We start from the raw sequence: 19,674 nt of genomic DNA on the forward strand, positions 1-19,674 counted from the left end.
GTAGAGAGTTATTCTGCGGCAAGCTTCCGCAACTTTTGCGCGGCGATGTCGAGGACCTGCAATCTCTCGAGATGACGCGCCACGATCGCTTCATCTTTGGAAAGCGCGTCTGCCAAAGCATCGATCATATCTGCCAGGCCACTGAGTTCTTCGGACTTTTTTAAGAATCCTGAAGAAGCGTCCGCTGCCGCGGAGCCCGCAGGTGAAGTTCGCTGCTGATGTACGACAGCGTCAACCTGCTGCTGCCCTCCGGATTTGGCGGGCATCCATTGCATAACGTTAATCGGTCGATCGAACCGGATGCCTGCGCTGCGTCCGCTGTTCCAGACAATTGAGCCGCTCGCCGACAAGTCGGCTCTGCGCAACCTGCATTCCTTTCCTACAGGGGGAAGTTCGGCCCCTTCAATCATCGCGCCATCGTTCGACAGATTACGAACGCGAACCGGCCCGGACAACGTTTCCGACGCAATCGTAGCCATGAGAAATAGGCTCGACCGCATTGCCGTTCGTTTGCAGAGAAGTTCGGTACTCATGGCAAATCTTGTCGTAAAGATACGTGCTTAAGAGCGAGTAAACGGTTCGCGCTGCCGGCGGCCTTCTCAAGACAGCCTGGTAAAGCGAGGCTCTGGTTTCGGTAATCAGACGAAGAGCAAATTTCTCCGAGCTTTTACACAGGTCGCGAAAGTTGTTCGTCGATAATACTGTACAGCTTATGCACACAGTATTTGCCTCGCCCTAACACACGCGAGTAAGGCCAATTTCGCCCAATAACGGGCGGAGGGAATTACTGATGAAACGCATACTTATCGGTGCAGGCTTGTGCCTTGCATCTACGCCTGCGCTCGCACAAGAGCATGAGGCGATGGAAGGATTTCGCGCCGAAGCGCTGGTCGGCTACGACCGGATCGACCTGAGCATTGACGAGGAAGCTGACGCTGACGGCAATACGGATGACATCTACTATGGCGGCGCAATTGGCTACGACATTGTCACAAACGGATTTTTGTTGGGCGTCGAGGGCGAAATTGGCACGTCCGGCCATGATGCCGAAGAACCTTATTTCGACGTGATCGACGGTCAGGAAGTGAATGGCACGATCAGCCTCTCGGATGGCTTGAACTGGTATGTAGGTGGTCGCATCGGCACCGTCGCCTTCGACCGCACTCTCTTCTACGCAAAGGCTGGTTACGCCAGCACGACACTTGACCTCGATCTGGAGGGAACGGTCGACGGCGAGCCAGGCTCGGCAGACATCGACATCAATTTCGGCGGCATCCGACTGGGCGCGGGCGTCGAACAATCTTTCGGCCGTGCGTATGGCAAGCTCGAATATCGATATACGAGCTACTCAGACGGACACGTGGACTATGACGGAACGTCGGTTGATATTGGAGATGAACTCGATGGAATCGATCTGGAACGTCACCAGATTGTGGCCGGTGTTGGATTCCGCTTTTAATTTTCGGGGCCGTCCGTACGGGCGGCCCTTTTTAAGGCAGGATCATGCAACTCACACAGGCTCTTCTTAGCGTTAGCATCCTGTCGGCTCTGGGGATCGGCGGCATCTACGTCTATCATTCAGGCGAAACGCGGGTAGCTCGGACGGACTTACCGACATTCACCTGTGTCGTATCATCGATTACCGATGGCGACACACTGCGCTGTAAAGATGGCACAAGGGTTCGACTGCATGCTGTAGCAGCGCGCGAAACGGATGGAACCTGCCCCGCTGGGCATCCATGCCCCGAAGCATCAGCTGCGGCAGCAACAGCCGCTCTTATTGGATTGGCAAGTGGTCAAGCGCTCGATTGTGTTCAGACCGGAGAAACCTACGGACGAAAGGCGGCAATCTGCCAGAACGAGGGCGGGGTCGAGATCAACTGCGCGATGATAAAGTCCGGCACCGCGCTTGTTTGGCCAAAATTCGCCGCCCAGCATCCGGTATGCCAGCCATGAAGAAACGATCCTGAGCTTTTCAAAGCGGCTTTTTACGAATTTTTTACCATGAACGTTTAACGGGAGGCGCAGGCCAGCGACCTCCCTGTTAATGGCTTCGTGGGTCGGCGATGCGCACCCCGCCGGCCCACGATTTTCCTACTTGCATCTTGTCGGCATAGATCGCCTTATGCGACCTTCCAAAGAACAAATCGAATTCACGATGCTAGCGCTTCTAATCATCGTGCCCCTCTGTTATATGCTGCTGCAAATGTTCTTTGGCATATTGTTCTCTCTTGGAGACTGAGGTCTGTCGTTTGGCGTTTCAATTTAAGAGAGCAGATAAAGATCGACGCCGAGAGAACTTCTTAATAATCATCAGAGTATGCGCCTTCCTCCGATCTCGCAACCAGACGGTTTTGAAGGAATAGCAAAGCATGTTCGCCTTCCGTTTTGCCAGACTGATCTTCGCCGCGTCGCTTGGCATTAGCGCTTACACGGCGACTGCAGCGACCTTCATCGTAACTGATATTGATGCAGCGCAACCCGATCACGAGCATTGGGGCAAGCTCGACGCATACAATACGGGCAACGCGATCATCACGACCGACGCACCTAATACCGGCAACGGATCCTTGAAACTGTCCGGGGACATGACACGGGTGCAATTGGGCTATCAGTTGGGATCGCAGCGCACTAATTTCGGTTCGGTCCATAAAGTAACCGGACTGACATTTGACTGGAGAGTGGCGTCGGAGAGTAGCAACCTCGACTACACGCCGACGCTTCGCTTACTCGTTCACGATGGCGAACAACTCTCGGTCTACGGTTGGAACGGCAAGTATAATGGCGTTGCGAGTAACCCGCTCGATAACTGGTATTCGAGCACGACGAATGATCTGTTCTGGCAATGGACCTACAAAGAAGGCGACACGCTCGACGCTGGCCAGCTCAAACTCCTCCCGCTCGGAAACTGGATCGAAGGCCTGTCTTCGAATGCGTTCGTCACAGCGATCAGCGTCGGGGCAGGTGCAAAAGCCGGCAATGGCTACAACGCCTTTGCAGACAATATTCAGCTTCATCGGGGCGCTAAGATTGACAGCTACAATTTCGAAGCAATCGCCGCCGTGCCGGAGCCTGCAACATGGATGATGCTATTGATTGGTTTCTTCCTGATCGCTGCGACGCTCAGAGCGAAGAATTATGCTCGTCCCGCTAGATATGACGTTCGAGCGAGGCAACGACCAACTAACATCGTTGCAGTCATCAATCTGGCGTCTACATAAAAGAAAGCCGCCGCGACCGATTGGCGCACGACGGCTCTGCCATCAGGCAGGATGGAGACCATCCTGGCGACCCGAATAACCCTTTGACGGTACGGCAAGCTTCATGCGCGAACAAGTCAGCTCATCGCGAAAAAAGGGCTGTCGCCATTAGGGAAGGACAACAGCCCACCTTTTCACCCTCAGAAAGTCGGGTCGCACCTTCCGCGCACAGACCACCGACTTGTTCGACGTCTATGCTTGGAATGCTTCCTCCAACGCATCATTTGAATTCAACGAAGAACGGCGCCCTCAGTTTTGGATCGCCGCTGACTTCTGACGACCTGAAACCTTCCTCCGCTAAAATTCGCCGAACGAACAGACATGTGCGAGAACAGAACTCGCAACCGATTGTAGATCGAACGTTGGAGAGCGACGATATGGAAAACGGTATTCGACGGAGCCGTCGTCACTGATCGCTCGAACCGGTCATTTAAAAGGGTACCGTTCCCAGTGAGCAGAGCGAATGTGCAAGCCCCTTCAACGTAACGACAATCAGCTCGGTATTAAAACCATCAGCATCGGTCGAACCCCCCAAGTCAGTCCATTTCGTTCACGGCATTGAACGTCGCGTCTGCCGTTCGTGTTTCCCCTGCGTGCTATTCACTAGCCGAAAACTTGACGTAGGCGGCATCCTATCAGCGTACTAAACACCGGGTTTGGCAGGGGAAGCGATGCAAAACAGTAAGGCATTTATAAGGTTCGTTCTTCCTTCCTCAATCATTCTGGTTCTGCTTTCGGAACTGGCTGTGCGAGCGATGGTCGACATTAAACTTTTCGAGCGCGATACCGAGGTCGGTTACTGGTTCAAGCCGGGGCAGAGCGGCGGCTCTCTCCTGACAGGGTCGTACGCCTTCAACTCGGACGGCTTCGGGGTCGCGGACGAGTTCAGAACGACTAACGGAACTGACGTGCTCCTCGTTGGCGATAGTGTCGTATGGGGGACATCTGCGCATCAACAGGAAGAACGGCTTGGGCCGCAGCTCCAGAGGGTGACGGGCTGGAAGGTGTGGCCGCTCGCAACCGGGAGCTGGAGCCTTGCCAATGAACTGCGCTACCTTAAACGCGTGCCGCTGGAGGGAACCGACGCAATTATCTTCGTCTTAAACTCTGCCGATGTTGGCCAGCCCTCGCACTGGAACAGCGAGTACGTTCTGCCCCGTTCCCGGCCCCCATCGTATCTCCTCTATTCGCTGCAGCGCCTTTACCCCTTTTTGCGACCTCCGGAGAAAGAGCTGCCGGTGCGCCCAGCTGACCTCAAGAGCGAGTGGGAGGAATTCGCGGCATCGGTTGACGTTCCGGTGTATGTCATCGGTTATGAAAGTGGCGCGTCGAGCGGTAGTTCGTGCTCGTGGCTGCCGGTGTGGCTCGACGTACCAACATTCTGCTATGACCCGATTGGGCGGAACCTCGAAGGGGCGATGCTCGATTCAATTCATTTGACGGCCGAAGGAAATAAGCTGTTTGCGCGCTTTATCGACGGGGCGGTTCACGTCCCGTAATCAATGGTGTTTTGAGCCTTCGCACTTTCGAAGTAATCGGAATTGCTCAGTCGATGCGCGAAACACTGCGAACCTTGAGTATTGTCATTCTCTACTCGCTAGCCGTCACTGCGGCGATGCTACTGCTGTTCCCGCTCTAGCTGTTCCAGAGCTTCGAGCATCGTCTTTTCGTAAACCTCGAACAGATAGTCGTGGCCACCGTAGCCGCCCCCATGGTTTCTCCAGGTTGGATGAAGTCCGTCCTTGAAGAGCTGCAAATTCAAGGGCGCTCCGTCCTGCCCGATGATCGGATGGCCGCCGAAATCAAAAACGCCGTCAATCTTCGTACCGACCGCGTCTTGCATGATCTGAGCGTATTCCCGGCGCGCTTCATTGCGAACGGGGTCGGGCATCTTGGTCGTCGCTTTCAGCTTCGGCAGGATCGTGCCAATGTAGACCTTTGTGCCCATTTCGCGAAAAGGCTTCACATAAGCGAAGACCTTATCGGCATAACCTTTTGCATTATCGCCGAAGTCGTTTGCACCGATAAAAACCGTCAGAATATCGGGTTTGAGTTCCATATCGGTTTCCGACCGGCTGATGACCCCGCCCAAGCCGGAGCCGCCCACAGCGGTGATGTGGTACTCGATATTCGGATACTTTGCAGCAAAGCCACCCGAGTAAACTCCGCTCGAGTTCGGCGAGGTGATGCTATCGCCTTCCGCGACAATCACCGTTTTTCCGTCGTCAAGAATACCCGGCGTGGGCGCTGGTTCAGGCGCAGGGGCAGGGGCAGGTTGCGGCTCGGGCGAAGGAGTTGGTGCCGGGGAGGGTGAAGGCGTACCAACCGGCTCCTGGACAACAAGTATTGGCGCAGGATCTTCAACCACCTTGGGCTGCCCGTCGAGTGTACACCCGCTAAATACTAGCGGCAGCAGCATGATTGTCATTTTGCGCATAAGAAAATCCGTCTCATTTCTAACCACCTTTCCACGAGATGGTTGATATTCGGTAAAACGAGGAGCAAACGAGCAAAGGGGTGGCGAAAGGGGCGACTAGTGAAGCATATTCCCGCGCTCGATGGATTAAGAGCAGTCGCTATTGCGATTGTTCTCGTCTCGCATTTTGGCTTAGGGCACGTGGTTCCGGGCGGCTTCGGTGTCACCGTATTCTTTGTCTTGAGCGGCTATCTAATCACGACCATCTTGCGGGATGAACTGGTCAAGACAGGTTCTGTTGATTTTCGGCAATTCTACTTGCGACGCGTCGTGCGAATTATACCGCCAATGTGGTTCGCCATTTTATTTGGACTAGCGCTTACGAGCCTGGGGTTGCAGTCACGACCGCTAGAACCCGAGTACCTTTGGACCGACTTGCTCTTCCTAACGAACTACGCTGGGTCGTTCGGTATGTTTAGCGGCACGATGATTCCGCTATGGTCGCTTGATGTGGAAGAGCACTTCTACCTGTTCTTTCCCCTGCTGCTTCTCGCGACTTTCAGGCGGCAGCCTGTTTTGATTCTCGCCTCGATTTGTGTTGTCGTGCTCCTTCTTCGCATAGCGCTCGCCCTCGAGGGGGTACCTACCTACTATGGAACGCACACGCGGATCGATAGCATCCTCTTCGGCTGCATCCTGGCCCTGTGGCGCAACCCGATTGACGCCGAACCACCGTCCCGGGGGCGTCACTTCGCAAACCTGCTTTTAGCCGCGGTTTTGATATTGCCGACGCTGCTCTATCGCGACGAGTTTTTCCGCGAAACCGTTCGGCATTCGATGCAAGGTTTAGGTCTCTTCTTTGCTTTTACGTATTGCATACAAGATCGGGGATGGATTTCAGGCATTCTGGGAAGCGTGCCGCTGCGATGGCTCGCGTTCATTTCTTATACGCTTTATTTAGTGCATCTCCCCGTTTTAGGGGCAACGCAAATGTTGGTGGAGCACCCAGTCCTTTCGATTATTGTTGCCTTGGTTGTTTCCTTGGCGATCAGTCAGCTAGTCCGGGTTACGATAGAAAAGCCAATGCTGCGGCTACGGAAGAATTTTGAAGCCAAACGCTCGATCTATCTGAAAGATACTAAGGTCGACCGGTTGCTTGAGGCAGGGTCAAGCGACAACGTTCGTACCGTGACCTTCGACAGCCAGAAATAGTGCGTGTTCGACGTCGTCCGGTGCGACCCAGCAGCTGTCTAATTTCTTCCGGTTTTTGACTGTCGAAAGGCGAGTAACGACATGGCCTTAACTCTCTGTCGCTGTGACGGATGCGGACCTTTCCCCGCCCTTCTTTGCTTCCAGGCTGGTCTGCGAAATAGCTGAGATGAGCAGGATTCCTCAGCCCGTCGGCGCACGTGCAGCGCGCGCGACACAGAGCAGAACGGCATCGAACTCTAGAACTAGGTTGATACCCGCAAACATATTGAATGGCGGTTACTGGGCCGATTGCAGACTGGCCGGTTCTGATCCGCAAGTTGCTCAAAGCGGACCTTCGACATCCATTCCGATCCGCACATTTCAGGTACAGATGGCTTTAAAACCGGCCGCCATGAAATCGGCCATGCGCTGTTTGACGGCTTCGAAATCGTCGGACTTGCACAGACCATCGGACAGCTTGTCGATGCGGCCAGTGCGGGCCAGTGTAAGGAGCAGGGCACCGGATACAAAGTGGTACCCCCAAAAGATATCGACCTTGTTCGCTTCAGGCAGCGCGCGGTTTATGATGTCGACCAACTTGAGTACTACCGGATCGAAATTCTTGTCCATTAGCTTGGCGCCCCATTCGGGCGTGTTCGCGACTTGCGAGGCGAGCGCGCCGTAATTGCGCCAGCCCTCCCCTCCGGACCCGTAGAGATTGAGATCAGTGTCGAGGAAAGTGTGAAGCGCACCTTCGACGGTCAGATTGTCCGCGTTAGCCGTTTCGTATTCTTCAAGGGCCTTCATCCGCAAATCGCGGGTCACTTCGGCGCGGCGCTCGAACACCGCCTCGAACAGTGTGTCTTTGTCGTTAAAATAATAGTTCACGAGCGTGTGATGGACGCCGGCGCGCTTGGCGACATCTTTGAGCGTGACGCCATAAAGCCCGTGCTTGGAAAACAGGTATTCGGCTTCGTCGAGGATCTGCTCGGTCGTTTCCGCACGCCGTTCCGCCTTACTGAGCGAAGTCTTAGTGGTTTTTCTAGCTGCCGGCACGCGCTTACTCTTCCGCAAGGTCGCCGCATGAACGGCTTCAATGGTCGATGGAACGCTCATGCTCTGCAATATTCGTCTCGCAAGCGCAACTTGTCGATCTTCCCCGTCGGGGCGAGTGGCATTGCGCGCAGGCGCACAACCTCCTGCGGAATGCACCAGGCGGCGACCTTGCCTTCCAATGCGGCAAGCAGGTCCTCGTCGCTGGGCGCGAAACCCTCGCGAAATTCGACCAGGAGCAAGGGGCGTTCTCCCCATTTCGGGTCCGAGCGTCCGATGACCGCGGATTGCGATACGCAAGGCAATGCCGAGATGATCGTCTCGATCTCGCCGGGATTGATCCATTCGCCACCCGATTTGATCAGATCCTTCGAACGCCCGGTGATCCTGACAGTCCCATCGCTCTCGATGCAGGCGAGATCGCCGGTATCGAACCATCCATCCACTGTCGCGGGTTCGTCCTGTCCAAAATAACGTTCGACCACTGCAGCGCCGCGCACCCAGAGATGACCCTCGACCTCTCGCTGCTGCGATAGGGGGGTACCTTCGGGATCGCTTAACCGCAAATCGACCCCCATCGCCGGGCGCCCAGAACTGCGCGGATCGCGATTATGAGCGCTCGGGGGCGTCGCCGTGCCGAGCGGCGAAAGTTCGGTCATTCCCCAGGTCGTCTGCACTTCGATGCCGCGCGCTTCGATACGGTCCATCAGCGCCTGTGCCATTGGCGCACCGCCGACCATAATGCGCTTCAAGTTGGGCAAATCATCGCCATTTGCATCAAGGTAATCAAGCAGACCGAGCCAGACCGTCGGAACGCCCACCGCGATGGTTACGCCTTCGTCGGCGATCAGTCGCGCCAGGTTCTCGCCATCGGCCTGTCGCCCCGGCAGCACCAGCCTGGCCCCTACCGCCGGGCAGGCGAAAGGCAGGCCCCAGGCATTGGCGTGGAACATTGGTACGACCGGCATGACGGTATCACTTGCGGTGATCGCCGTCACATCCGCCTGGAGGAGCTTGAGCGTGTGAAGATAGTTCGCCCGATGGGTGTAGGTCACCCCTTTTGGTGCGCCGGTCGTGCCGGAAGTGAAGCATAAGCCGCTCGGGCTCTTTTCGTCGAAATCGCCCCAGGCCGCATCGGTTGGCGCGGTTTTCATGATGGCGGAGAGGCTATACCCGCTCCCGGCATCCGGCCCCAACACAAGAACGCGGCAGGAAGTCCGTTCGGCCGCGGCGACGATCCGCTGGGCCAAGTCCACTAGGTCTTCGCTCACCAGCAGCAATGTCGCGCTCGACTGATCGATCATCCAAGCGAGCTGTTCGGGGGTCAGGCGCGGATTGAGCGTGTGGCACACCGCGCCCATTCCCATGATCCCGAACCAGGCTTCCATATGCTCTTGAGTGTTCCACGCGAGCGTAGCAACCCGATCGCCCTGTTTAACGCCTAGGCTTCGCAATGCGCTCGTTACCTGACGGGCACGGTCGTTAAGCGCCGCGTAGCCAATGCGCGAAGTCTCGCCCGCTTCTCTCGCCGTGACGACCTCTGCGTTCGGGTGCCATTTCGCCGCGTGATCGAGGAATTTGTCCAGCGTCAGCGTGAAATCCTGCATCGTTCCGTCGATCATTGGCAATCGCTCTCACGCTGAGGGAGAACCGGCGCGCCAAGACCGACGTTCCAGTTCCATTGCTGGTTCCCCGCCGCACGTCGGCGACAGACAACATGTTCGACAAGGTCGTATCGGTAGCTAAGGACATCTTCGACCACCTGCGGCGTGTCGCCGAACACCATCCAGCTTTGTTCGTTTGAATACTCCGGCCAAGCCGGGTTACCGGCGGAAATGGGCTGACCGGAGTGCGCAAATGAGGCCCAGTAATCGACCATCGCGTCAGAGAAAGCCCGCTCGTCCCGGTTGCGGGGAATGCGAGGCCAGTTGCGGGCCGTCTGTTCGATCGTCCCGAACATGTAGGGCAGTTCGGCGCCATGGAAGGCGGGCAGGCCGAGCTTGTCGGCAGCGGGATAGGAGTGATCGAACAGGTAGAGAAACGCAGGCATATCGTTGATGGCCGCGCTGGCGCGCTATGACGCGTTCGATGACGACAACGATCCCTACGGCGAACATGACTTTGGCGACGTTCGATATTCTGGCGCCGAACTCTTATGGAAGATCGACTATTATGATGCGGACATGCTGTACGCGTCGCCGGATCCAAGCGACAATGCGGTGACGCAGCGCGTCCTCACAGTGATGCTCCCCAGCGAATATTGATGATCAAGCATCGGCGGCGCGCCCCGTGCGCCCCGATAGCCCCGCTATTATAGAGCAGTGGATGACGAGCGATGCGGTCTCGTTCCGGACGATCAGAGAGCCCGCGCCCCGAATGCCCCGCTTGCCCCGGTTCTAAAGTAACGCATCTTCGTCGACGGATCGGCGGCGCAATATGGAAGCCTGATCTTCGCCGCTCTCGGCACCCCCCGCTTATTCCTTGCCGCGGCGTTTTTCGTTTCGCTGCCGCCAGCGATCGAAGCGACTGCCGCCCTTCTACAGCGAGTCCTATCATGACACGACAAACCATTCTAACAACCCGAAGATTACGCTTGCGCGAATGGCGCATGAGCGACGTCACCGCCTATCACCGACATTGCAACACGGACGCCGTCCTTCACTATTTGGGCGGTCCGACATCGAAGCGGCACGTGCGCGACGAAGTCGCCTGGTTCCGCTGGCATCAACGCTCACGCGGCTTCACGTTCTGGGTCGTCGAGCGGAAGCGGGATAAAGCGCTGCTCGGCTTTTGCGGCATCATTCGCGTGCCGGACCAAGGCAGCGCGGTGTATGGCGAACTCGAAATAGGCTGGCGTATCCGGAGCGATATGTGGCGGCGTGGCTACGCGTTTGAAGCGGCGACGGGTGTGATACAGCTTGCGCGCGCGACGCTTGCCGAAGAAAGGCTCGTAGCGCGCATCGCGGCAGATAATCGTGCTAGCTGGCGGCTCGCCCGGAAGCTGGGAATGCGACACGAAAAGCGCCTCGACTATGTCGATGATAGCGACGGCATGCGATACCATATTTACGCACTCGACAACCGAAAGGGGCGGTGATGGACCTGGACGATCCGGCAAGCTTCACCATCGATCACGACGGTAACTATCGCGCGACGCGCAGCGAGTGCGAATTGCTGCTGTTCATCGACCACATGCAGCTTCCGCCCTCGACCATCGATGATAATTACGAACCGGAACTCGCGGCAATGGCCCACGCCTTGGGCGCGCGCGGTGAATTTTTCGGGATCTACGACAGCCCCAAACTGCCTTGGCGCGAACTTGCGCGCAGGCTCGATGGCAATGTCGAAGTGGTCAGGGAATTTACGTTCCTGCCCGTTCCCAACTTGTCGATGTTCCGGGTCGAGGAGCTTCCGAGGGAGTTGGAGACATGCCTGATCGATGACGCGTTAAGCTATAGCGGGTTCGTTGCCTACTCCGACATCACCTATCCCAGCGAGTTCCGGACACTCGTAAGCGAAATGCATTATATTCGCGCGCTGTGGTGAGACGAGCCGACAGCAAGCAACGGGTCGTGAAAGGCACTATAACTGCAAATACGGCATCATAAGGCGTCATTCGCGAACACGTAGTCGAGATAGGCTGCGAGCCTGATGCCGCCTTGCTGGAGCCTGGCTTCAGCCGTGTTCAAATGCTCGTACTGATACGCATAGCCCAAATTGACAGCTTCCTCGCTCGGATAGATGTCGTCGCGAATGCGCGTGCTTTCCGCAATCCAGACAAGCGGGTCAGCCGTCCACCATGTGATGGTTTGGGCTGGCTCAATGCTGCGCATGAGCCAATTGGCGTATTCTGTGTAGGATAAATTGCGACTATCGATCAGTTTACTATCCCAGACAGAATGCAAGTTCGTCTCTTCGCCGAACCATGAGACAGTAACGTCATTGCCGCCGCGGTCATCGCCATTGCCTGCATGGAGCGGTTGGTGGACATCTCCCACGATATGGACAACGAACCGCAATGCGAGCGCTTTGTCTTCGCGCGTAGCAGCGGGGTCGCGCAACACTTGCGTGAACCGCTCGAGGGCGCTTAGGGCATCGCCCTCATCCGGTGTTTCGACGTCGGTATAGGCTTTGCCCGTTGGCACGGTGACATAATGATAGGGCCCTGCTTCCCGCTGCCAAAAGACGTCAGGGTTCGAACGTTCCTCATCGGCCCAGGTCGAAGCTTCGGCGAGGTCTTCGTTGCCAAGTATCAGTTCGATCTCGGCGCGTGTCTTGCCGCTGACATTCTGTTGCGCGATTTCTCCGATGACCCGATGGCCGGTCTGCCCCCAAGCATGGGCTACCGACGGAGTGCCAAGAACCACGATGGTCGCGAGTATTGCAAAATGACGTCGCATAGGAATCCTTGATGCAGCGAATACCTGTTACCCGCTAGATGACAGGGTTAAAATGTCCAGCGGCTAAGCTTCAATGCAGCCTGTGGGGTTTGTTTCGGAATAGGCCGTGAGCCGGAACGGCTTACAAAAAACTTTCCTACGGCGAACCTATTTGGTTCAGTGCTAGCGAAAGGACATTTCCCCATGCCTATCGATTCTGCTTTCATTGCCGCTCTTGCCGCCCTGGTTACTGCGCTTTCCTCACTGATCTGGTCGATACGACGAGACGCGAAGCGGGACTGACAGAAACTGGCGGAAACCAATTTCTTAACGATGTTCCATAGCACAGCGCACACGCCATCATGCTATTCATGCGCTACGAACATCGGCGGACGCCGGTCATATTGACAAGGTTTCGCGAACGATTGCGTCGTTCAAGATCGCAGCGCCAACCAACGTGGAGGAAAGACTTGAGACTTCGGAACAGTCGCCACCGATCAGCGCTCAGCATGCGTATCGAGTTTGGTGTGCTCTTGGTGCTATACATGCTGGTGCTGGGCGGAATAGTCCATGGCATGGTGTCCGCACCGGCGAACGCGCATCCAGGCGGACTGGCCAAAGACGGGTGCCATAATGATCGAAAGAATGGCGGACGACATTGTCATCGGGCCCCGCCAGCTAGCCAGCTGGCCGCCACTGCAAGTCAAGGCGGAGTGTACTTTCGCAATTGCGATGCTGCGCGAAAAGCCGGGGCGGCTCCGGTCAAGCGCGGTCAGCCAGGATATGGCGTCCATCTCGATCGCGACCGCGATGGGATAGGCTGCGAATAGGACGCTTGGTTTGACTTATCGAACGAGCTGCGACGCCAAGCGACAATGGGCATCACTGTTCGCGGAGCGTGGCCGTCCAGCGTAGCAATACAAACGCTAGGCTCGACGGCTTCGACGGAAATGATACAGTTTCATTCGAGCACGCGAAAGTCAGTCATGAGGAAAGTGGCGAAATGTCATATGTCCATAACGCCGGTTCAAGCAGCCAGCGGTTGCTCGTTCGCATCACGATTTTAGAAACACGCTACTAGGTCAAATGCAAAGCCTGGCTGGCGTGGGTCTGGCGGATAAAGCGTTTAGCATTACACCATCGCGAACCCGCTCCAGCCGGGATGTTCTTACTACTGCACAGAACCGCGCCCCGCCCTTTTAGGGCTTCGAATATGGTAACGCTGCGTTTGGCTTTCGGGTTGAGGGTCGATGGTCCGCCGCTCAGCGGCAGGCAAAGGCTCGCAAATCGCAAGGCGTGCATCTCCCAGAGCGCCATCCTAACGCGAACGTCGCGTAAGTCGAAATTCGCGCTGCCGCTAACGCCATAATACTAGACAGATTTTCGGGTCTGCTTCATTAGTTTACACTTCAAGCAGGAGCAGAACTTTGGCGCCCTTAGCCAACATCGAAATACAGCGCCGAAGCCGCCAGTTTGCAGTAATCACCGCCGGACTGGCGCTGATCATTATCGCGGCGTTCGCGATTACAATGGCGAGCGCCTTCACCGGACCGGCCGCCGACCGACCTGAATTGCCGGTCTTGTACTTAGTATACTGGTTTCCAACTCTCTTTTACCTGTGGGCGCTGACAGCCATTAGGAAAACCTTCCGCGATATCGGACAAGGCTCGCTGTTCGGGTCGACCATTGCCCGCGGTCTGCGCCACGTCGGTTGGGCGTTGTTGATGGGCGGAACCATCAATTCAATTATCATCCATGTTGTCCAAAGCGCTTACGTTCCCGACGGATTCTCGACGGGCGAAACGCACGCATTCCGGGGGTTAAAGTTTGATCCGGCCTATATTATGCTGATCCTGACCGCACTCGCACTGCTCCTGCTTTCAAGGCTTATTGCGGCTGCAGCAAACGAACATGAGCGCGCTAATCGCCTGGAAACGGAGTTGGGCGAATTTCTCTGATGCCGATCAAGATTACCCTTGATGCCGTGCTTGCTCACCGCAAAATGACGGCGCGGGAAGTCGCTTCCCGAATAGGCATCAGCGAGACGCAAATGAGCCTGTTTCGCTCAGGCAAAGTGCGGGGGCTGCGGTTCTCAACCCTTGCTCGGATGTGCGCCGTTCTACGCTGCCTACCGGGCGACTTGCTCGACTATCAACCGGATACCGGTGACTTGCCGCCCCCTGAATCTTCAAAAGAAACCTAAATTGCTTGCATCGGAGCTTTAACTATTACATAAAGTCCTTGGCGCCTGCTTTCAGGCTTGCCCTTTACCCAAGGATTTCACCAATGAAATTGGTTCCGTTCGCTTGTTGTGGTGCCGCTCTTATGCTCGCTACGTTTGCTCTACCCGCATCAGCATCTTCGCAATCGATCAGCGCCCCGAGTGCTGAAGCCGCAGCGGCTGAATTCGTAAGCGCGTTCAATGCGCTGGATCGTACCCGCTTCGATCCACTATTTGCCGATGACGTGACGGTGTTCTTCCCGAGTGCACCTTTTGACATTCAGCGCGTAGAGGGCAAGCCGGCGGTGCTCGCTTGGTTCGGCAAATTCTTCGACGCGATGCGCGAGCGCACCGGGAACCTCAATATAGAACCCGCCGACCTTAAGGTTCACGACTATGACACGATCGCAGTAGTTACCTTCCACCTTAAAGCCGGCGATAATTTAGGGCGACGAACCCTTATCCTGCACAGAGAAGGCAATGGGTGGAAGATCGTCCACCTGCATGCGTCTGCCGAGCCGCCTAAGAAGTCGCTGAATTAAAGTTAGCGTCTACTTTTGCAGGTTTTTGTGAAACTGCAGCTTGCTAAGCTGATGCGCTTTTGACTCAGAGCAAATTTTGGGATCGGTAACATCGAGATTAGCAAGCTCCAATTCCGGCGCGCCCGCTGCATGAAGCTGATGGCAGCCAATCAATCGTCTGTCTGGTTCGCCGATATGCAAGGCGTCTCAAAAAATTGTATGAGATTTGTCTGAATTCATGCAAGTCTTCTCGCCCGTTACAATTGGCATTCTACCGTTTCGGTGTTTGTTCAGCATATTATCCCACAATGGTCGCTTCGAATCTACATCACGCTCTAATGCGGGTCCCGATTATCGGACAATCCTTCCGGGAGCTCTAGTGCCAGGCAGCCTTTCTTAGCTGCCGGCAGTGACCCCGCCAAAGCTGCGCTTCAGTGTGAGCCCGAAGTTCAGATGGCGGTTTCGTTCGCGAAACTCTCTGAAGGATGACTGCGGTACAGCCCGATTAGGAGAAAATATTAGCCGCTCACGCTTGCTCCCCGTATTAAACAGATTGTCGACCTCCAATGCTATGGCCGTACGCGCATCTGCCCGGTATTCGACGAAAGCCTCTCCAAACGGTCCGCCGTTGAAGCTGGAGTCAAATTCGTCCGTGCGGAAGAAAGTGAACTCGTCCCCGTCAGCGACCTCCAGACCGTAAGAGAACGCGCCGGCATCCCGCCGAACGTCGAGGCTCCATTCCCAGTCCCGAAAACCCCCGCTGAAGTTGCGCAGTTCGCCGCTAATCGGATCTTCAACGCGGGTTCGCTGTATCTGTCCGGTGAACTTAACGCGCAAACCGCTCCAAAGCTTGACGAGTGGTGCATCCAGAGTGAGTTTGGCGAAATAGCGCTTGCCCGTGCCGATATTGCCCGGAGCGTCAAAGCCTTCGCCTTCATCGTCGAAAACGAGCACCCGGTCCTGAAGCAGGCTGACAAGATCGTGGCCGGCATCCAGCCTGACAATGCCCTCTTCCAGGATTGGCCGATCGACCGTGAGGCGAAATTCCCAAGTACGTTGCGGCAAGAGATTCTCGTTGCCCGCATTGACCCGGTCATTCGACAGTTCGGCCGCACTGATGAAGTCGTAGAAGTCCAGTTGCGCCACGTTGCGCCGTACGGTAAGCTGAGTGTGCCAATCGCCGCCCGGCTTCCAGTCGATGGTCGCATTCGGCTTCAGGAAGCGCAGCGTCCGGTCGGCGATCGCATCGCCGCGCACCTTCAACCGCGAATATTCGTAGTTCAAGCCGGCATCGACGCGCAAGGCGGGGCTGATCGAGCGGCCGACGTTGACGAAAGCTTCGCCTCTGGTTTCTTTCACGATTGCGTTGTCGATCGGCAAATCGATCCGCGTCCGCCCGCCAGCCGGATTAAGGACGAACAATTCGACGTTACTGTCGAGCGTATTCACTACGGCTTCCGCGCCCGCTTCGAAAGAGAGTCCGGCAAGGTCCTGATGCGACCAGCTTATGCGGCCGATCCGTTCGTCGAACTGGGCCTGCTGCGTTTGTTCGAAGCCGCCGATCAGCTCCGCATCCTCGCTCAGCAGCCCGTCGTATCGCTGCGAGGCGGAAAAATTGTCCTTTTTCGCATGGGTAGCGAGCGCGACCAGCTTGATGGCCCCGCCGGCGAGAGGCCGGGTGATGTCGCCGCCAATCTCATAGGACGGTTCGTCATTGTACTGAAGCAGCCGTTCATCGCGCGGCGCGCCGCTGACTGGAACGACGCGCACATCCTGTTCTACCTCGTAGATACTCGGCTCCCACCGGGCATTAAGGCGGATCGCCTTGTCGGCGGCATGCTCGATGGCCCAGCTACCGGACACGTAGGTATCGTTGTCATGGTATATAATGAACTTGCGGCGGGATTCGCGAAGATCGCCTGTGACGAAATTGCTAAGCTCGTCGGTCCCTGCGTCCGCGATGTAATTGCGTTCGCTGGCCACTGCCAGGTTGATAGTCGATGCTCCCCGCTGGATTATCACCGAACCGGCTGCATTGGGGGTGATGCGCCCGGTATACACACGACGGGCCGACAAGGTGACGTTGCCGCTGGTTCCACCAACCCCGGACAGAATCACGTTAATAACCTGGCTCTTACCAGAATACTCGGCGCCGAAAAGATCACCTGGACCAACCTCCACCCGGAGGACGCTGTTTGCCGGGATCCGCGCTAGAGTGGTTTCGAGAGTCGCAGCCTTCGAGCTTGGCCTGACGCCGTTGATGACCACGTTTCCCGCCGCGCCAGCGAAGCCGCGAACATCGGCATCACCCTCCTCTAAAGAAAAGCCCGGCACGCGACGTACGATGTCGAGCGCCGTGCTTGGAGCGAAGGTTTCGAAGAAAGCCGCTTCGTACACGGTGGTCCGCTGCGTTGGGGTGGCTGTCGGCGGTGTAACGACAGGTGGCTGCGTACCGGGTGGGGTCACTTGAGCATGCGCAGCCGAGGCAAGCAGAGCAGCGGTAAGGCTGGCGAACTTGATCATGGCAATTCCCTCCAATGGGTCCTAACTTGATGCCGTTCTTCTGCCCTTTGCATAAGTGCCGTAGGTCACATGCGCCGACCATGACTTTTGACCTATAGTAAGAGGCCTCAAGCTGTGGCAAAATCTGGTCCATGGCAGGCTACTGCAGCAACCAGCGTTACTGGATCTTCGCCGCCGCGGCACTCGCGGTCTGGCTCGCGATGGGTTGGCCGTTCCTGGAGGAACTGACGACAGGAAAGATGCGGGGCTCTTTTCCCGTGCCGCCCCTCTGGCTGGTGCCCTACGCCATATTCGGAGTGACTGTCGTCGGCTCAGCGACGCGGAGTTCGCGGACGAGAGCGCCATGGACATTGATGTGTGCGCAATTCGCAGCGGTCGTGGCCATGACCGCGATGCATCCGAAGGATCTGATGTCAATATTCCTCGTTATAATCGCCTGGCAGGTGGCGATCGTAACTACACCTGCCAAAACGCTTGGCTGGATAGCTTTGCAGACGCTGGCGATCATCGGGGTGATCTCTCAGGCTTCCGATACCCGCTTGTCCTACATAATGGTTTTGTCCTTCGTGCTGCAGCTCTGCTGTGTTCTCACGGTACAGGCGCTCAAGAGGGAGTCGGAAACGGCGCGAGCGATGGCAAGCGCGAACGAGGAACTAAGGTCCGCACAAGCCATTATCGCCAACAGGGTTCGGGATACCGAGCGCCTGCGCATCTCGAACGAATTGAACGACGCATGGGGCCACGAACTGACGGCGCTTGCGCTGCAGCTAGAGATCGCCAACAATGTCGGCGAGCCGCGACGAGCCATGGATCACGTCATGAAGGCGAAAGCCATCTCGCGGGTTCTTCTGAACAAGGTGCGCGACGTCGTCGCCACTCTGCGGGAGGCCGAGTGTGGCAAGGAAAACAACAGTTTCTGCGACGATTATCAGGGCGCCCCATCCCGCCAGGCCGGTGCTCTTTCGCTTCATCAAGACGGCTATGAGGGCGAACGGCACAAGTGGGTTTTTACCGGGGCAGCGCTGGCTGTGGCGCTGACCCTGGGCTGGCCGGTGCTTCAGAGGTTGCTATCCGGCCAGTCCGCAGTCTCAGAAGCCTGGATCGTCGCGTTCATCGTTTTTGTCGCAGCCACAATCGGTGCGACAGTCCTGAAGGTTTGCTCGAGCATCCGGTGGGGCCTATTGTGCATCCAGGTCGCTTCGGTCGCAGCAATGGCTTTTACCTCGTCGGCGCCCATGATGACGGCGTTCCTCATCATCGTAGCGTGGCAAGTTGCGGTGACGACGGGCCCTACGATAGCGCTGAGCTGGGTCGCATTTCAGACGCTGACGGTTGTCGGAGCGCTCGCTCTAACGCCTTTTCCCGATTTGTGCTGGGTGATCGGCAAGGCGCTTGCACTGCAGCTGCTACTCGTCTTTGCGGCACAAACTCTGCGAAGAGAGGAAGAAACGGCTCGAGCTTTTGCGCAAGCGAACCGGGAGCTGCGTTTCGCACAAGCGATAATTTCAAAGAATGCCCGCAATGCGGAACGGTTGCGGGTCTCGCGCGAATTGCATGATGCCTGGGGCCACGAACTGACCGCCCTTGGCCTGCAACTCGAGATCGCGAGCCATGTTTCCGATGCCGATCGCGCGAAGCACCATGTCATGCAGGCGAAAAACTTGGCTCGCGACCTCCTCGGCAAAGTGCGCGATGTCGTCGCTACACTGCATGAGGTTGAACGATCCGGCCTGAAGGAGGCCTTGGAGACGCTGGCGCGCGCCATCCCTAGACCAACCGTCCACGTGGCCTTTGATCCCGATGTTCAGGTAAGTCCCGAGCAGGCCCATGCCTTGATGCGTTGTGCGCAGGAAGCCGTTACCAATGCGATCCGGCATTCCCAGGGATCCAATCTGTGGCTCCAGGTAACCGCCGATGAGGAAGGCGTGCGGCTGGTAGCTAGGAATGACGGTCTCAGGAGACCCGTGACGTCCGATCCCGGCTCGGGGCTCCTCGGTATGCGTGAGCGGCTTGAGAGTCTCGGCGGACAGCTGGCGATAAGGCCGGGAAGCGAACTGGGCTTCATAGTCGACGCGTGGCTACCGTCCGTGACACCTCAGCTCGCATGATC

20 protein-coding genes are annotated in these 19,674 nt (G+C 56.8%); 13 read left to right on the forward strand and 7 right to left on the reverse strand.

The features are described from left to right. Positions 1–8: 8 nt before the first annotated feature. On the reverse strand, positions 9–533 hold the full coding sequence (locus GRI38_RS10685) for a hypothetical protein (protein ID WP_160683563.1): 525 nt from the start codon (positions 531–533) through the stop codon (positions 9–11). A 257-nt stretch (positions 534–790) separates the two neighbouring features. On the opposite strand from GRI38_RS10685, the gene GRI38_RS10690 reads away from it, so the two are divergent. The 4 genes from GRI38_RS10690 (at position 791) to GRI38_RS10705 (ending at position 4,759) form a co-directional block, all read left to right on the forward strand. Then, a complete protein-coding gene (locus tag GRI38_RS10690; protein ID WP_160683566.1) occupies positions 791–1,459 on the forward strand; it encodes an outer membrane protein in 669 nt (222 codons plus the stop codon). A 44-nt stretch (positions 1,460–1,503) separates the two neighbouring features. Then, complete coding sequence (locus GRI38_RS10695; protein ID WP_160683569.1) at positions 1,504–1,956, forward strand: thermonuclease family protein; 453 nt, start codon at positions 1,504–1,506, stop codon at positions 1,954–1,956. Positions 1,957–2,372: 416 nt separating this feature from the next. Continuing rightward, the gene (locus GRI38_RS10700; RefSeq protein WP_160683572.1) at positions 2,373–3,221 is read left to right on the forward strand and encodes a PEP-CTERM sorting domain-containing protein; all 849 of its coding nucleotides are present in this window, start codon (positions 2,373–2,375) and stop codon (positions 3,219–3,221) included. A gap of 710 nt (positions 3,222–3,931) precedes the next feature. Continuing rightward, on the forward strand, positions 3,932–4,759 hold the full coding sequence (locus tag GRI38_RS10705; protein ID WP_160683575.1) for an SGNH/GDSL hydrolase family protein: 828 nt from the start codon (positions 3,932–3,934) through the stop codon (positions 4,757–4,759). A gap of 119 nt (positions 4,760–4,878) precedes the next feature. Here GRI38_RS10705 and GRI38_RS14245 read toward each other — a convergent pair whose 3' ends face one another. Continuing rightward, positions 4,879–5,697, reverse strand: a complete 819-nt coding sequence (locus GRI38_RS14245; protein WP_160683578.1) for an SGNH/GDSL hydrolase family protein — start codon at positions 5,695–5,697, stop codon at positions 4,879–4,881. Between the two features lie 99 nt (positions 5,698–5,796). On the opposite strand from GRI38_RS14245, the gene GRI38_RS10715 reads away from it, so the two are divergent. Next, positions 5,797–6,888 (forward strand): acyltransferase family protein, encoded by a 1,092-nt coding sequence (locus GRI38_RS10715; protein WP_160683581.1) that lies wholly within the window; start codon positions 5,797–5,799, stop codon positions 6,886–6,888. A 360-nt stretch (positions 6,889–7,248) separates the two neighbouring features. On the opposite strand, the gene GRI38_RS10720 is transcribed toward GRI38_RS10715, so the two are convergent. The 3 genes from GRI38_RS10720 to GRI38_RS10730 are packed head-to-tail and all read right to left on the reverse strand — an operon-like array spanning position 7,249 to position 9,970. Continuing rightward, positions 7,249–7,983, reverse strand: coding sequence for a TetR/AcrR family transcriptional regulator (locus GRI38_RS10720; protein ID WP_160683584.1), 735 nt, complete (start codon positions 7,981–7,983; stop codon positions 7,249–7,251). Then, the gene (locus tag GRI38_RS10725) at positions 7,980–9,542 is read right to left on the reverse strand and encodes a long-chain-fatty-acid--CoA ligase (protein ID WP_160683587.1); all 1,563 of its coding nucleotides are present in this window, start codon (positions 9,540–9,542) and stop codon (positions 7,980–7,982) included. Before GRI38_RS10725 ends, GRI38_RS10720 begins: the two co-directional genes overlap by 4 nt. Next, positions 9,539–9,970, reverse strand: coding sequence for a carboxylesterase family protein (locus GRI38_RS10730; protein ID WP_160683590.1), 432 nt, complete (start codon positions 9,968–9,970; stop codon positions 9,539–9,541). The genes GRI38_RS10725 and GRI38_RS10730 overlap by 4 nt, the downstream gene beginning before the upstream one ends. A gap of 7 nt (positions 9,971–9,977) precedes the next feature. Here GRI38_RS10730 and GRI38_RS10735 point away from each other — a divergent pair, with 7 nt between their 5' ends. The 3 genes from GRI38_RS10735 (at position 9,978) to GRI38_RS10745 (ending at position 11,466) form a co-directional block, all read left to right on the forward strand. Beyond that, on the forward strand, positions 9,978–10,184 hold the full coding sequence (locus tag GRI38_RS10735) for a DUF3768 domain-containing protein (RefSeq protein ID WP_160683593.1): 207 nt from the start codon (positions 9,978–9,980) through the stop codon (positions 10,182–10,184). Positions 10,185–10,474: 290 nt separating this feature from the next. Beyond that, the gene (locus GRI38_RS10740) at positions 10,475–11,017 is read left to right on the forward strand and encodes a GNAT family N-acetyltransferase (protein WP_272916443.1); all 543 of its coding nucleotides are present in this window, start codon (positions 10,475–10,477) and stop codon (positions 11,015–11,017) included. Further along, entirely contained in the window at positions 11,017–11,466 is a 450-nt protein-coding gene (locus tag GRI38_RS10745) for a hypothetical protein (RefSeq protein ID WP_160683599.1), read from the forward strand. Before GRI38_RS10740 ends, GRI38_RS10745 begins: the two co-directional genes overlap by 1 nt. 56 nt (positions 11,467–11,522) lie before the next feature. On the opposite strand, the gene GRI38_RS10750 is transcribed toward GRI38_RS10745, so the two are convergent. Next, positions 11,523–12,320 carry a S1/P1 nuclease gene (locus tag GRI38_RS10750; RefSeq protein WP_160683602.1) on the reverse strand — a complete coding sequence of 266 codons (798 nt, stop codon included), beginning with the start codon at positions 12,318–12,320 and terminating at the stop codon, positions 11,523–11,525. Positions 12,321–12,874: 554 nt separating this feature from the next. Here GRI38_RS10750 and GRI38_RS14140 point away from each other — a divergent pair. The 4 genes from GRI38_RS14140 to GRI38_RS10770 all read left to right on the forward strand — a co-directional run bounded on the left by GRI38_RS14140 (position 12,875) and on the right by GRI38_RS10770 (position 15,062). Continuing rightward, on the forward strand, positions 12,875–13,129 hold the full coding sequence (locus tag GRI38_RS14140) for an excalibur calcium-binding domain-containing protein (RefSeq protein WP_237487523.1): 255 nt from the start codon (positions 12,875–12,877) through the stop codon (positions 13,127–13,129). Between the two features lie 597 nt (positions 13,130–13,726). Further along, on the forward strand, positions 13,727–14,257 hold the full coding sequence (locus tag GRI38_RS10760) for a DUF2975 domain-containing protein (protein ID WP_160683608.1): 531 nt from the start codon (positions 13,727–13,729) through the stop codon (positions 14,255–14,257). Further along, a complete protein-coding gene (locus tag GRI38_RS10765) occupies positions 14,257–14,502 on the forward strand; it encodes a helix-turn-helix domain-containing protein (RefSeq protein ID WP_160683611.1) in 246 nt (81 codons plus the stop codon). The genes GRI38_RS10760 and GRI38_RS10765 overlap by 1 nt, the downstream gene beginning before the upstream one ends. A gap of 83 nt (positions 14,503–14,585) precedes the next feature. Then, positions 14,586–15,062: a YybH family protein gene (locus tag GRI38_RS10770; protein WP_160683614.1), complete on the forward strand. Its 477-nt coding sequence runs from the start codon at positions 14,586–14,588 to the stop codon at positions 15,060–15,062. A gap of 375 nt (positions 15,063–15,437) precedes the next feature. On the opposite strand, the gene GRI38_RS10775 is transcribed toward GRI38_RS10770, so the two are convergent. Further along, on the reverse strand, positions 15,438–17,564 hold the full coding sequence (locus GRI38_RS10775; RefSeq protein ID WP_160683617.1) for an outer membrane beta-barrel protein: 2,127 nt from the start codon (positions 17,562–17,564) through the stop codon (positions 15,438–15,440). Between the two features lie 131 nt (positions 17,565–17,695). Here GRI38_RS10775 and GRI38_RS10780 point away from each other — a divergent pair, with 131 nt between their 5' ends. Next, on the forward strand, positions 17,696–19,672 hold the full coding sequence (locus GRI38_RS10780) for a sensor histidine kinase (RefSeq protein WP_160683620.1): 1,977 nt from the start codon (positions 17,696–17,698) through the stop codon (positions 19,670–19,672). Positions 19,673–19,674: the final 2 nt, after the last annotated feature.

The organism is Parapontixanthobacter aurantiacus (genome assembly GCF_009827635.1).
Classification (GTDB): Bacteria; Pseudomonadota; Alphaproteobacteria; order Sphingomonadales; family Sphingomonadaceae; genus Parapontixanthobacter; species Parapontixanthobacter aurantiacus.

Bases quoted from the DNA above. Each gene is read 5' to 3' on its own strand.
- GRI38_RS14140 (WP_237487523.1), top strand. From the start codon at position 12,875: ATGGTGTCCGCACCGGCGAACGCGCATCCAGGCGGACTGGCCAAAGAC.
- GRI38_RS10695 (WP_160683569.1), top strand. From the start codon at position 1,504: ATGCAACTCACACAGGCTCTTCTTAGCGTTAGCATCCTGTCGGCTCTG.
- GRI38_RS10730 (WP_160683590.1), bottom strand. From the start codon at position 9,970: ATGCCTGCGTTTCTCTACCTGTTCGATCACTCCTATCCCGCTGCCGAC.
- GRI38_RS10685 (WP_160683563.1), bottom strand. From the start codon at position 533: ATGAGTACCGAACTTCTCTGCAAACGAACGGCAATGCGGTCGAGCCTA.
- GRI38_RS10700 (WP_160683572.1), top strand. From the start codon at position 2,373: ATGTTCGCCTTCCGTTTTGCCAGACTGATCTTCGCCGCGTCGCTTGGC.
- GRI38_RS10690 (WP_160683566.1), top strand. From the start codon at position 791: ATGAAACGCATACTTATCGGTGCAGGCTTGTGCCTTGCATCTACGCCT.
- GRI38_RS10725 (WP_160683587.1), bottom strand. From the start codon at position 9,542: ATGATCGACGGAACGATGCAGGATTTCACGCTGACGCTGGACAAATTC.
- GRI38_RS10705 (WP_160683575.1), top strand. From the start codon at position 3,932: ATGCAAAACAGTAAGGCATTTATAAGGTTCGTTCTTCCTTCCTCAATC.
- GRI38_RS10720 (WP_160683584.1), bottom strand. From the start codon at position 7,983: ATGAGCGTTCCATCGACCATTGAAGCCGTTCATGCGGCGACCTTGCGG.
- GRI38_RS10750 (WP_160683602.1), bottom strand. From the start codon at position 12,320: ATGCGACGTCATTTTGCAATACTCGCGACCATCGTGGTTCTTGGCACT.
- GRI38_RS14245 (WP_160683578.1), bottom strand. From the start codon at position 5,697: ATGCGCAAAATGACAATCATGCTGCTGCCGCTAGTATTTAGCGGGTGT.
- GRI38_RS10740 (WP_272916443.1), top strand. From the start codon at position 10,475: ATGACACGACAAACCATTCTAACAACCCGAAGATTACGCTTGCGCGAA.
- GRI38_RS10745 (WP_160683599.1), top strand. From the start codon at position 11,017: ATGGACCTGGACGATCCGGCAAGCTTCACCATCGATCACGACGGTAAC.
- GRI38_RS10780 (WP_160683620.1), top strand. From the start codon at position 17,696: ATGGCAGGCTACTGCAGCAACCAGCGTTACTGGATCTTCGCCGCCGCG.
- GRI38_RS10765 (WP_160683611.1), top strand. From the start codon at position 14,257: ATGCCGATCAAGATTACCCTTGATGCCGTGCTTGCTCACCGCAAAATG.
- GRI38_RS10775 (WP_160683617.1), bottom strand. From the start codon at position 17,564: ATGATCAAGTTCGCCAGCCTTACCGCTGCTCTGCTTGCCTCGGCTGCG.
- GRI38_RS10770 (WP_160683614.1), top strand. From the start codon at position 14,586: ATGAAATTGGTTCCGTTCGCTTGTTGTGGTGCCGCTCTTATGCTCGCT.
- GRI38_RS10735 (WP_160683593.1), top strand. From the start codon at position 9,978: ATGGCCGCGCTGGCGCGCTATGACGCGTTCGATGACGACAACGATCCC.